Source organism: Pseudomonas sp. FSO-7 (assembly GCF_059579345.1).
On record NZ_CM184193.1, the window covers coordinates 4,085,161 to 4,099,580 of the forward strand.

Sequence of the window (14,420 nt, forward strand, 5' to 3'; positions counted from 1 at the left end):
AGGGGCAGAATAGTGCTTTTGGTGGGATTTTCAGAAGTTTCCTACGTGAGGACCCGATGCGCGCAGATCCCTCCGGGACAGACACGTTTTGCGGACGCAACTCAAATTCTCGAAGAACCTTGGAGAGACTTGAGCGCGCGTTGTGAGCAGAGGTACAACAAGAGGTGCGGGTATTGGAGTAGATTTGTGGGGATCCCTCAGGGTCTGTCCCCGTTTCTCCCTGCCAAGGGGGCTTCAGGCTTTTCCCATAGGGTGTATTCTTGACCCATCATGCACGAAGCGACGATCCGCTCCCCATTGCGCCCCCCATAACAGCGCCTTGCAGGCCGGATGACTTACAGCGAGAGAAAAGCAATGAATCAAAACGCGCTCCACCAAATTCGCGCTGTTTATGACGATAAAACCATTCGCGTTTATCAAGCCTATTCCGATGCTATTGCCGACAGCGCGTTAACACGCGGAACATTTGTTTCGCCGCCCTTTAAAATGGAGCGCATGACGTGGATTAAGCCATCATTTTTGTGGATGATGTATCGGGCCGGATGGGGATTTAAAGACACTGGACAAAACCGAATTCTCGCTATCGACATTACGCGTAAAGGATTTGAATGGGCGCTCTCCCATAGTATCCCGAGCCACCGCCCGACTATGAGCGATGAAGAATGGAGACTGCTAAAAAATAATTCGCCGGTACGGATTCAATGGGACCCTGAGCGCGATTTATTTTTACAACCACTTGAGTATCGAACAATTCAAATCGGCCTCAGTGGCGAGGCCGTTGATCTGTATGTAAATGAGTGGATTCAGCGAGTAACCGATGTGACGCCACTAGCGCATGAGGTGCATGACCTCATGCAAAATAAAAAAATTAATGAAGCGCATGAAAAATTACCAACGGAACTAATCCTCACTATATAACAGCCTGCAATGAAACAGCCATCTCCAATGCGACCTTCGAGTAATTCACGCCACCATCAAAAGCCGGCTGCTGCTTCAACTCATCTAACGCATACACCACACTAGCTTTGCAACCAGGCTGAAAGAGCTGAGCATCGCTCTTGTTATTCACATAAATACCGACAGCGCGCACCGAGCCATCCTCCAACTTTAAATCAACCATATTATTCACTTGACGCTTATCTTGACCGCCAACATAAGCCCGCAAAATCACTCCAGAAATAAATAACAATGGCATTTGCCCCTGATAGATGCTTCGCCACCAGTCTGATGATCCAAAAAGCCCATAAGTTCCTTTAAGCCCTAGAAGCGGACGAGCCTTATCCAACGTTAAACTTTGAGTCAGAGACATTCTTTCACGATTCGCTTCCAAGTCATCCTGAAGGCGATAAACCAGTTTCATTGGTATATTATCTTCGCTTAGGTTTATAATAACCGGAAAACTCATTTAGGCAACCTCTCAAAACGCACAAGATTCTGGTTAAATATATCTAATGCAACGCCTTTGCCAAGCTGAGTATTCATAACACCACTTCCATTATTGATACTCTTAACATTCAGAGCTTCTACCTTGAAGCGTGCATTTGTAAGGTTCCACTTTCCTATTTGAGTGGACATTTCGGGAAATGCTAAAGACGCTGGCTTATTGGCCGCAATTCCTATTCCTTGAAGATTCGTCGATGTTCCTGGCTGCGTTGTCAGCCTTACCAAAACCCCATCATATTCTCTTGAATACGCTTCAAACGGAGATAGGGATGTCTCTCCAGTACCAGGCAAGCGACCTGTTTGCTGCAACATTTCAAAATGTTCTTCCGACATAGTTCGATAAAGAATTTCATTACCATGGACATCAAAGTCTAATACCGGACTCAAGGAATCCGTAGATCTTACATATGGAATGCCAATTCCAACATCCGAACCAATTTTTCCACTAATTTGCGTAACACTTGGAACTGGCGCGCCCAGAATATCAGCTATAGGTACATCATCATCAATCAATTGAAAATTTGACAAGGTAGTGAAGCGACTACTGCCTCCACTCAAGGCTTCCGACTGTACCACCCGAGAAAGCGCGAAATCTACCCTGCTGGACAACCAAGACGACGGCGCAAGCAGCCGGCCCGCGAACATTCCGCCTGGAACCGCCATTGAGGCCGCCAGCACGTCCTGGTTCGCCTGCTCAAACGTTCGTCCGCTCAACTCAGCCCATCCAATAGGAATGGCATTCGCTCCAGCCCAGATACCGTTGACCCCAAGCGCAACACCGTTATGAATAACGGAGTTAATCCCGTACACCATGTCTAGCGCTACGTTACCCGTATCGAAACGGGTGGGGGTGGTACCCATCAGATCCGTATCGGCATACACACTAGCTGAGAACAACGGCTCAGCCACATCGAAGACAGCTCGCCGCAGGTTATCAGGCAATACTCCACCGTTCTTTTCAGCTTCACGAGCGAGATGAGTAGCCTCCGCCCTCGTCAATGTGTCGGGTAATTGCCCGCTATCCAACATCTCTTGGAACTGGTTGGTAGCAAGCGACGCTGAAAAATCATTGGAGGGAATATCGCTGTTTTTTTCTGTAGAGCGCGCCTGCTCCCATCTCTGGAAAGCACCATTAACAATTTTTTGCCGCTCACTGTCACCCGATCTTGGACCAAAGAAATTGCCCTCCGGCAGCGAAGCTTCAATCAAACCATTCCCTATCGCATTACCAAAGGCATCTGCCGCTACTTCTGCGTAGTCCAGCTTACCCCCTCTACCAATCAAGGCCTGCACGCTGGAACTGACCTGGGCGCCAATGACCCCGTTCGTGAAGTTGGATTTGAAGTTATCGGTAGTCAGGCCCAACCCTTTGCTGATCCGAGCGGTGGCCACCGAAGCCAGCGCCGACGTGGCAATTGAGCGCCAACTGAAGCTGGTGTCCAGGCCGACAATTTTGCTGGCCCCGTAGTTACCGAAAGAGTTCAGCACGGCGGCAGTGGCGATTTTTCCATAGCTGCCCGTTTGCGCCAGTTGCTGGGCCGTCTGGCCGCCCGAGACCAGATTACCAACTCCAGCGCCAATGCCTGCGGCGAGCCCTCCCATGGCAACTTGCCCCCAGGAAAAACCGTCGGTCACCCCCATGGCATTACCGGCAAGTTGGGCGGCAGCGCTGCCGGCCATGCCACCCACCACCGCGGCACCGAAACCAGCCCAACCTGCCGCACCGCTGAGCGCGGCGACCCCGGCCCCAGCAATAGTCGCACCTCCAGCAGCCCCCACTGCCACCAACGCCGCCCCTGCCGTAAACACCGTCGCCACCACAGCCACCACCACCATGACGACACTGGCGAGCCCTTTACTCTTCTTTTTCTTCGGCTTTGGCGGTTGGTAGATCGGCACCGGCGTAAGATCGCCAGTCACTTCGTTTTGATCATAGGCCTTGAAGGTGTCGGCGTTGTTGGCATTACTGCCGGCAACGTTGGGGATGATCAAGCTTGTGCCGCGATCCAAAGCATCACCGACGCCTAATCCATTAGCGTCGGCGATGAGGTACCACATGCTCGAATCGCCCCAAGTCTTCTGGGCGATGCCCTGCAGGGTGTCGCCCTCAACGATTACATAATTACCAGGCGTGCGCGGTACTTCATCGGGCGAGACAGATGCGATGGTGTCGTAAATCTCCGGTGCACTGTTATTGCCGACACTTGCTAGTACGTTGCCATTATGAAGAACATAACGTTGGGAAGTGTAATCGTAACCGTCCATGCGCGTAGTCAATTGACCATTTCGATCCGCAGTAAAATATCGAAGGAAAGTCGCTTTCCCGCTCGCATACGCCGTAAGCAGTTCGCCGCGAGCGCTGTAGGTCATGGTCGTCAGGCCATTGGTTCCTCTATTAACAGTTGCCTGGATCTCGCTTTCCTTCCATGTCTCAAACCCTGTAAGAGTCGTGAAATTCTCCCCCCACATGGTCCGACTACCATTCTTGTCGTATACGCTATAGCGATAGTGAACAGAACGTCCCGCAGCGTTATATCCCACGAGAGAATCACGTTCCACGCCATCAGAACCGATCTTTCGTGTCTCGTTGAAGAACGTGTATTGAGAGGCCGTCCAGCTGCTACCGCTCCAGCGGGTTACCAACTGATTATTGAGCTGCCCATCCCCACGATAGGTGTAGGTGGTACGGGTGCGCTCACTGCCATTGACATCCTCTTGGGAAATGCGGTTATTGCGTACGTCATACTGGGCACTGAATATCTGGCTGGCCTCGCCGAGCAGCGCCCCATAGGACGTATCGGGGTTAGTCGACAGGTTTCGGATCGAGGCCCGCTTGGTGGTGGTGAGCAGCGAACCAAGGTCATTATAGGTGTAGTTATTCAGCACATATTCGTGACTGGGATAACCAAAGAAATCGATAGTTTTTACATACTCCTCAGAAGACGCTCGATTGCCTGCAGCGTCGTATGTATAAACCTTACCCTTCCCTTTACCGCCTATGACACCGGCGGCCACTTGCCCGCCACTGTTGAGAAAGCCGTCCTCAACCAACACCCGGCCTTCCAGGTCATATTTAAACCAATTGTCAATTACCGTGCGTACGCCGGCCTGGTTGGTGGTATCCATTGCGACACGACGCCGATTGCCCAACCCGTCATAGCTATAATCAATACGGGCGGTTATAGGGCTCGCGAGGTCAGTACCGGCAGGCGCTCTTACCCCTGCCAACCTGCCCAATGCATCATATTTGTAGAGCGTTTCAGCGTTGGTATTGAAGGTACTCGAGTTCAACGCGAAGCTGGCGGAGTTGAATTCACGTACTTTATTCCCGGCCAGATCATATTCCGATCCCGTAGCCGACCAGTTATCTGTGGGACCCTCGGTCACTAACTTGGTCAAGCCATTGGCAAAGTATTGGTAGATTTTGTCAGGGCCTCCGGCGACCTGCTCTTTAGCCACCTCACCAAAAGCATTGTAGGTATAGGTATAGGTGTGTCCGCCCCAATCCTTATGCCCAACCAGCCGAGAAACATCCCCGACCGAGTATGTCCAAGTCTTGGTGCTTCCCATCTCGTCCTGTTCAAGGGTCTTGCGATTGAGCGCATCGTATTCATAGCTGAACATCACCCCTGACTCGTTATTGCTATGGGTGATATTGCCGCGCTCATTATAAACCGTGTATCGGGTATTCCCCGCCACACCGGACATATAGGACGCCCCTTGCCTACCGTCTTCCACGTTTTTCAGGGTTTCCGCTGTCTCCGCTGTGCCGCTGATTTCCGCATACAACCGCCCAGCCTGGTCGTATTTGTTGGTCAGCAAGGTGACCTTGGCACCGCCACGAATGATGCCGTGGTTGATCTGCCGGTCCATGGCATCGTAGCTGTCGACCAGCACGGTGCCCAAGGCATCCTGGGTAGCGACGCGGTTGCCATTGGCGTCATAGCGATATTGTCGCGAAGTGCCGAGAGAGTCGACGTCGCGAGTCAGTTGGCCGGCCTGGTTGTAGACGTGCTGGCGAGCACGTAGCAAGGTGTTGGTGGCCACGCCTGCATAAGGCCCGACCAGATCGACTTCCTGAATCAGTCGACCGAGGGCGTCGTAGCGCTTCTCGTGAATCGGGTTGGCGGTGTAGCTGGTACCGTTCTCCCGCAGGTTAGTGGTCATCGGCAGGGTTTCGGTGAGCACCTGGTTGGCGTGGTTATAGGTGTAGCTGGTGACGTAGCCCCGGGCATCGGTACGACTGAGCACATTGCCCCAGCGATCAACGGTCTGCCGGATGATCGGGGTGCTCAGGGTCAGGGTGGCGCTGTTCAAGGTGTCGGCGCCGAGGTTGGCCTCGAACGCCGGCAGGTGTTGCTCGAAGGTGCGACCAAGCACGTCGTTACGCATGTAGGTGATGCGGTCGTCGGTGGTGATGCTCCAGTCGCCCAGTACCGTGCTTTTGCTGACTTTTTCGGAAAGGTCATACTTGAACGCGGTGACATTAGTCGCGTTGCTGTAGGATTCGAGCCGACCGACCTGGTCATAGTTGAAGATTTCTACGGTGCCGCCATTGACCTGCTTGCGGGTGACCTCACCGAAGCGGTTATAGAGCGCACTTTCGCGTGCAGACATCTGCGTCCCCAACCCCACCGTGTACCAATCCACCGTGGCAGTCTGCTGGCCGAGCGCGTCGTACTCGAAGGTACGGCGAATAGTGTGATTCATTGGCATTGGCACGCCAAACGGCGTCATCCAGGCACTCATGGTGACATCGATCTGACGACTTTCCTCAATGCGCCGGCCAGCCACATCAACCTTGTAGTTCTGCGCAGAACCCGCCGCGTCGATCTCAAAAATCTCATGCCCGGCGGCGTCGTAACGAGTGCGGGTGATCTGGCCCAGGCCGGCCTGTACATTGCCGGCACTGTCGGTGCCTGCCGCGCGAATCTCGCGGATTTGCTGCCCGAAGGCGTTGAGCAGGAGCGTGGTGGTCGGGGACGCGATGACGTCGGCATTGGCAAAAGGGTCGACCACACCGTTCTTGGCGGTGGCCCGTGCGGGCTCGGTGACCTTGATCACCTGGCCAAGGGCGTTGTAGTCCGTGCTGACGACGTTGCCTTGGGCGTCAGTGACCGTCTTGACGTTACCCACACCATCGTAGGTGTTACGGCTGAGCGACAGATCAGCGGTCACCAACGTGGCACTGACCGCTCCCGTGGTGGCGTTGATGCTCTGCTGCCAGAAACGCGCGCCCTCTATGGTGGTCTGAGTGAGACGGCCCATGGCGTCGTAGCTGAAGCGAACGCTGCGGTCGTTAACGCTGGCCGTCGGCGCCGCCGGCAGCGCATTCTCGTTCCAACTGGCGAGCCTGGTCGCGTAGTCGGTCTGCCGGGTCAATTGACCGAGGGCGTCGTACTCCATACGGGTGTAGTAGCCAAGGGCATCCACACTGCCGATGCGCTGGCCGCCCACGTCGTAGTAGTACACTGTGCTGGCGCCGGTCTGCACGGTGGCGCCGCTGGCGTTGCGCGCCACCTGGGTCTCGCGCACCAGTTGCCCGAAAGCGTCATAGCTGTAAAGCGTGGTAGGCGCCAGGTTGGTCAGGGTTGAGGTGGCGACATTACCGGTGAAGGTAAACAGGCTGACGACATTCTTCTGCACCGCGGTCTTGCGCCCGAGGGCGTCGTAGCTGGTGATCAGCGTACGGTCCTGGGTGGCGTCGGGGATCAGCGTGGTGGCGGTGACATCGGTCGCGAGGTAATAACCCCTGGCCGGCGCAGCCTGGGTCAACGCATTGGCGTAGCGGACGGTACGAGTGGTCTGGCCCAGGCCATCGTAGGCATAGGCGGTTACGCCCTTGAGCCCATCGATGTCGTAACTGACCCGCCCCAGCGCATCGTAGACCTTGTAGCTGTCGACGAAATCGGTGGCGGCCACCCCGCTGTTGTTGACCCTCACGCGGTTGCGCACCGCGTTGCCGAGGCCGTCGTAGGTAACCTCCGTGCTGACCTGGAAGGTGTTGGCGGTGCCGTCCGAGGTCTGCTGGTAGCGGCCGCTGAGCTTGTTGTACCAGCCTGGGCTGGTGGTGCGGATCTGTCGGCCGACGCTGTCGTAGGCGTAGGTGGTGGTACGCGCCTCAGTCAGTTCGTCCAGTGCCGGATCGGCGGTGACACTGGCCCGCAGGCGGCCCTCGGTACGGCTGGTGACATTGCCCAGGGCATCGTAGGTATTGCGGGTGACCAGGTAACGACTCACCGCCGACACCACGCCGGCCTCGGTGATGCTCGCCACCGCCACCGCTGGTGTGATCTCTTCCACCAGGCGGTTGAGCGCGTCGTAGTTGTAGGTCCAGACGTGGCCGTTTTTGTTAGTCAGGGTCTTGCGATTGCCCACCGCATCGTAGGTGTAGGACTCGACCTTGCCGGCGGCGTCGGTCACGGTTTTTTGTTGACCGGCGGCGTCGTAGGTGTAGGTGGTGGTGCGGTCGCTGGTGCTCTCGGGGCGCAGCAGCGTTTGCAGACGTTCAACGCTGAGGGTATCACCGGCGGAATTCGCACCAGTAAGACCGGCCGAGGTCCAGTTGGTCAGTCCAGCGCCCGCGTTTGCATTGACGTTAAGGACCTGTCCGGTCGCGGTATCGATCAGTTCCAGCGAATCGACTTCGACCAGGCGGCTAGGATCGCCGCTGCTGTCAGCGTCGTAGTTGTACAGCAGCAGAGGCACCGCGCTGACACTGCCCTCGAAGAATTTGTTCGGACTGGCACTCGCATTGATCGGGTTCGTGCCACTGATGGTGCCTTCGAAGGTCCGCCAACCCATCTCCGGCGTCAGCTTCACCCCACCCACTGCGCTATAGGCATAGGTACCGCCGTAGGGGTTGGCGATCGCGTTCCCGGCACTGTCGTAACTCACCACGCCGGCGTAGATGCTGCCTTCTCCCGTCACCTGACGGAGCCTGACACGTACGGTGTAGGTCTTGGCCGGATTGATGGCGATTTTTTCCAGCGCGGTCAGCCCGCGAGTGTTACCTGTCAGGGAAAGCGTCCGGCCGTCGCTGCTGCCGTCCGTTGGAAGCTGAACCCGCGTGGCGTACTGGACTGTCTTGGTAAGCCGGCCGTTGGCGTCGTAAACATTTTCGGTAACAGCACCCTGGGCGTCGATCACGTAGCGCTGACGACCCACCGCGTCGTAGACAAACTGAGTACGGCGGTCTGCGCTGTCAGGACGCAGCAGCGTTTGCAGACGTTCAACGCTGAGGGTATCACCGGCGGAATTCGCGCCAGTAAGACCGGCCGAGGTCCAGTTGGCCAGACCGGCACCTGCGTTTGCATTGACGTTAAGGACCTGTCCGGTCGCGGTATCGATCAGTTCCAGCGAATCGACTTCAACCAGGCGGCTGGGATCGCCGCTGCTGTCAGCGTCGTAGTTGTACAGCAGCAGAGGCACCGCGCTGACACTGCCCTCGAAGAACTTGTTACGGCTGGCGCTTGCGTTGATCGGGTTTGTGCCACTGATGGTACCTTCAAAGGTCCGCCAACCCATCTCCGGCGTCAGCTTCACGGCTGCGGCTGCGTTATAAACGTAGGTACCGCCGGAGGGGTTGGCGATCGCGTTCCCGGCACTGTCGTAACTCACCACGCCGGCGTAGATGCTGCCTTCTCCCGTCACCTGACGGAGCCTGACACGTACGGTGTAGGTCTTGGCCGGATTGATGGCGATTTTTTCCAGCGCGGTCAGCCCGCGAGTGTTACCTGTCAGGGAAAGCGTCCGGCCGTCGCTACTGCCGTCCGTTGGAAGCTGAACCCGCGTGGCGTACTGGACTGTCTTGGTAAGCCGGCCGTTGGCGTCGTAAACATTTTCGGTAACAGCACCCTGGGCGTCGATCACGTAGCGCTGACGACCCACCGCGTCGTAGACAAACTGAGTACGGCGGTCTGCGCTGTCAGGACGCAGCAGCGTTTGCAGACGTTCAACGCTGAGGGTATCACCGGCGGAATTCGCACCAGTAAGACCGGCCGAGGTCCAGTTGGCCAGACCGGCACCTGCGTTTGCATTGACGTTAAGGACCTGTCCGGTCGCGGTATCGATCAGTTCCAGCGAATCGACTTCAACCAGGCGGCTGGGATCGCCGCTGCTGTCAGCGTCGTAGTTGTACAGCAGCAGAGGCACCGCGCTGACACTGCCCTCGAAGAACTTGTTACGGCTGGCGCTTGCGTTGATCGGGTTTGTGCCACTGATGGTACCTTCAAAGGTCCGCCAACCCATCTCCGGCGTCAGCTTCACGGCTGCGGCTGCGTTATAAACGTAGGTACCGCCGGAGGGGTTGGCGATCGCGTTCCCGGCACTGTCGTAACTCACCACGCCGGCGTAGATGCTACCTTCCCCGGTCACCTGACGCAGCCTGACACGCACGGTGTAGGTCTTGGCCGGATCAATGGCGATTTTGCCCTGCGCGGTTATTGCACGAGTATTACCTGTCAGGGTCAGCGTGCGACCATCACTACTGCCAACCGTCGGCACCTGAATCGGCTTGGCATAACGTACCGTCTCGACCACCCGGCCATTGGCGTCGTACTTGTTCTCGCTGACATACCCCAGGGCGTCGACAGTGGCACTCACACGACCGGCATCATCATAGACATACCAGGTGCTGTTCCCCGCCGCATCGATCTTGCGCGTGACCTGATCGTTGTCGTCGTAAGTGTATCGGGTAGTCAGGTTCAGCCCGCTTGGGTCTTGGCGCTCACTGATGCGCCGGCCCAGCTTGTCGAATGCGTACAGGGTAACCTGCTGGCTGGGACTGGCCGCCGTGCCGCGCATCACCTGCACTTGTTGGCCAACACCGTCGTAACTGTAACTGGTGGTGAGCTTCAGGCCGTTGGGATCCTGGGTCACCCTCAGCAATTGACCTTTGAGGTCATAGGCGTAGTCGGTGACGCGTTGCTCGACTTTCCCTTCGGCGTCAACGACCCGCACCTGGCGCCCCTGGCCGTCAAAGCTATAACGGGTCACCGCGTTGTTGGCATCGGTACGGGTCAGCACGCGGTTGGCGGCGTCATAGCCGTAACGGCTGATCCCGCCCAAGGCGTCGGTCACGGTGAGCAGCCGCCCAGCCTCGTCATATGCATTGGTGGTGGAGCGGTTCAGGGCGTCCTGGGTGGTGACGAGCTGACCTTCCTTGTTGTAGCTATAGCGGGTCACCGCACCGGTGCCATTGGTGATCGTCAGGGTCTGGCCATGACGGTTCTTGAGGGTCACCACACGGACGCCGTCGGGAGTGGTTACGGTCAGGCTGCGCGCGCTGTCGTTGTAGGCGTAGGTGGTGACCTTGCCCAGTGCATCCGTTTGCTTGAACACTCGACCGAAGGCGTCGTATTCGCTGGTCTGCCCCTGGTTGAGTGGATTCTTTAGGGTGATGACTCGACCATTACTGGCATAGGTCGTGGTACTGACCAACCCACGACCATCGATTTGGCTAATCACACGGCCAAAGGCGTCATAAACAGTAGCGCTGCTACGCGCCAAACCACCAACATCGTCGATACGGCTTATCTGCTCGCCACGCTTGTTGTAGGTGATGCTGCTGGCGACCGTGTTCCCCGTGGAGATCGTGCGGGTGACGGACGTCTGATTGCCGTAGGCGTTATAGCCATAACGGGTCACGTAGCCCAGGGCATCGGTCGTGGACGTCAACAGGCCACGGTTGTCGTAGTCATACACACGCCGATTGTCATTGGCCGCGTTGCGGATCGCTTGCACCAATGTTTTCAACTGTGCATTCAATACACCGCCCGACAGGGCGGCAGTGTCCGCCGCACCCAACCGACCTGTGAAATCAGTCCGCTCACGGACATCGCCAAAGGCGCTATAGACCGTTTCGCTGACCTCGCCCATTGCGTTGACAACGTGAGTCAGGCGCCCTGCCGCGTCGTAGTAGGACGACGTCCGGTTACCTACCGCATCAGTGACGCTGGCTACCCGACCGGCAGCGTCATATTGATAGGTCAAACCGTACTGCGCATAGATCGCAGCCACTTCGGTGGTGCTCATGCCAGTCGTGATGCGCGCCGACGCTTCACCGAGCAGCTTGCCAATGGTTTGGCCAAAGGCGTCATAACGGGTGCGGGTGCTGCGCTCTTCGGTGGTGCCCTGGGCTTGGGTTTCACGCACCAGGCGCCCGGCCGAATCGTATTCATACGCCGTGGCCGTGCCATCGGTGGCGACACGCAGGGCTACGCGTCCTTGATCGTCAAACGTCGTGGTCGCGGTTTGTGCCGCACCCGCCACCACGCCGCTCTTGATTGTCGCAAAGGTCGTCGCAGCGGAAATCGCGGCGATATAGGCCGTGGCATAACGAATGGTTTTCTGGGTATTGCCCGCTTCGTCGTACACCGTTTCAGTGACGAACTGTTTCTCATCGACACTGCCGATCTGCCGACCGGCCGTGTCGTAGAAATACCAACTCGTCAGATCACCCGCGGAAGGTGGGCGCAAACCAACGAGGGTGCCGGTGGCCCGATTCGCGAGCGCCGTCGCGTTCGCATAACGAATGCTCTGTGTCAGCCGACCTGCGGCGTCATGACGGTCTTCACGCAGATAACCTTCAGCATCCAACTGACCAATCTGATGCCCGCTGGCGTCATAGAACAATCGTGTGGTGCGATCACCGGTCTGCTGTGTGATCAGTCGGCCTTTGCCGTCATAAGTGAAGGTGGTCAGCGTCCCGCTGGCATCCGTGCTGGTGCTCAGCCGACCGGCATTGTCATAAGACAAAGTGGTAAGACGATCCGCAGAAGCGCTCTCCGGACGAACGTCATCGACCTGCTTTTTGAGCACCTCGGTGCCGTTGTACCAAGCCGAGGTGTCGACCAGGGTTGCGTAGCGTTTTTCCTGGACCCGCTGCCCGGCGGCGTTATAACTGTACTCAGTCACCGCGCCGAGGCCATCCACCAGGGCACTGACCCGCCCGGCCTCGTCGTAGAACGTATAGCTGCGCACACCCGTCGCGTCCTGGACCATGATCTGCCGGCCGGCATCATCATAGACATACGAAGTGGAGCGCGATGCCAGGCCGGCTGCCGTCTGCGTCAGGCCAAGCAGTTGGCCTCGGTCGTTGTAGGTCTGCGTAAGGGTCATGCCGGCGCTATTGGTCACTGCCACGGTACGGCCGGTACCGTTATAGGCGGTCGTCCGGGTGCCAGCCGAGTCGGTCTGGCTGATCACGCGCCCCAGGCCATCGTAGACAACCGAGCTGAGGATAATTTTCCGGCTACGGTCTGCTGCGCGGACTACGAGCGTTTGCAACAGCTGGCCATGCTGGTTGTAAACGTACTCGGTTACGCTGGTGCTGCTCTCCTGAATACCGGCGCCGGCGGCACTGACCGAGCCGTAAGCGACACGACGACTCAAATTGCCGCGGTAGTCATAACTCAGCTCGGTGAGGGTCGAACGGGTGCGATCTCGCGAACCGGCCCAGGTCACCAGTTGCGACTCGGTCAACACATCCTGCGGTGCAAGCCCGGTCAACACGAACAAGGCATCACCGTAGGCGATTTCCTGGGTTCTCAACCCCTGGGCGTTGTAGCGGTACTCCGTGACCTGGCCACGCCCATCGACCATGAAGCGCACCCTATTATTACTGTCGTAGGCCAGTCGGGTGACCTGGGCGGTGCTGGCCGGCGGCTCTGTCCAAACCCCGGTAGTGGTGTTCAGGGTTGCTGTCGCGGTGTAGCGGATTTCATTGAGCAACTGGTTACCAGCGCTGTAAGTACGCGCAACGGTGGCACCCGTCGCATCGCGCTCCAACAGCACATTACCGTTCACATCGTACTGGTAGGTAACGGCGTTGCCGCGCCCATCCGTGACCTTGATGACATTGCTGTCCGAATCATAGACATAACGCGTGGACAGGCGCTGCCCATCCACCGCCGGGGTTTGCACTTCAATCAAGCGGTCGTTGGTATCGTAAAAGTAGCTCCACTGCTGGCCTGAGCCATTGAGCACATCCGTACGGTTACTGGCGAGGTCGTAGCTGAAGGTGGTGGTCCCCGAACTGTCGGAAACCGTCTTGACACGGTACTCGCCATCCAGCAACTGATAAGTGAAGCTGGCCGAAGTGCCGTCACTTTGCGCGACACTGGCGATACGGAAGCTGGCCCCGTCGTAGGTATAGTCAGTACGGTAGACGTTGCCATCGGCAATGCTGTTGTCTTCCGGACTCAGATCGGTACTGACATTGATCAGCCGTCCCTGGGCGTCATAGCCGTAATACACCTGCTGGGTCAACGCACCGCCCGCAGCGTTGCGCGTGTCGACGCGCGCCAGCTTGCCGGACGCGTTGTAATTCAGGACCAACTCTTGACCGGAACTGTCCTTGACCGAGTTCAAGCGTCCATTGGCATCGTAACCGTAGCTGATTTGCGTGCCGTTGGCGTCGGTGACCGACAACAGCCTGCCATTGGCGTCGTAACGTTCGACGGTCCGTCGAGAGCCGTCCGTCCAGACCATCTGACCGGCACCCGCGTCCCAGGTAACGGTGTCATGGGCACCATCGCCCTCGGTCGATTGATAACGACTGCCGTTCCATTGATAGACCGTCTGATGCCCGTCGCCCGTCGTACGCGTCACCTGGCTGCCGGAAGTGTTCACTGTGCCGGTCAACAGCAGGCTGCGTTCGCCGTCCCAGCGCCAGCCATCGGCATCGCCATCGCTCAGGCCGCCCTGGGTGTTGTAGGTGCGGGTGTGCAGCAAATCCTGGCCCAGGCCGGACAGTTGCTCGTCGGTAAAGCGCAGCACCAGGTTGCCGTTGCTGACGTTGACCAACGCCTGCCCCCCGGCCTGTCCCAGGTTGCCTTGGCCGCCAACACCGCTGCCCCCCAACGAATTCACCGAAGCATTGAACAGCCCTAATCCATTACCGGCGACGATGGCGACCATGATTCCCTTAACTCCCCGACGAAGCTGAGCCGCCCACGCGGCTGAAACTTAGCTGT

At 57.6% G+C, this 14,420-nt stretch carries 3 protein-coding genes; 1 reads left to right on the top strand and 2 read right to left on the bottom strand.

What is annotated here, in order from left to right; genetic code table 11:
- Positions 1-354 precede the first annotated feature (354 nt).
- On the top strand, positions 355-918 hold the full coding sequence (locus AC515T_RS17650; protein WP_496529390.1) for a DUF4291 domain-containing protein: 564 nt from the start codon (positions 355-357) through the stop codon (positions 916-918).
- On the opposite strand, the gene AC515T_RS17655 is transcribed toward AC515T_RS17650, so the two are convergent.
- Both AC515T_RS17655 and AC515T_RS17660 read right to left on the bottom strand, forming a co-directional pair.
- Positions 911-1,405: an immunity protein RhsI2 family protein gene (locus AC515T_RS17655; RefSeq protein WP_496529391.1), complete on the bottom strand. Its 495-nt coding sequence runs from the start codon at positions 1,403-1,405 to the stop codon at positions 911-913. The two genes, AC515T_RS17650 and AC515T_RS17655, sit on opposite strands and share 8 nt — an antisense overlap.
- Complete coding sequence (locus tag AC515T_RS17660) at positions 1,402-14,364, bottom strand: hypothetical protein (RefSeq protein ID WP_496529392.1); 12,963 nt, start codon at positions 14,362-14,364, stop codon at positions 1,402-1,404. Before AC515T_RS17660 ends, AC515T_RS17655 begins: the two co-directional genes overlap by 4 nt.
- Positions 14,365-14,420 lie beyond the last annotated feature (56 nt).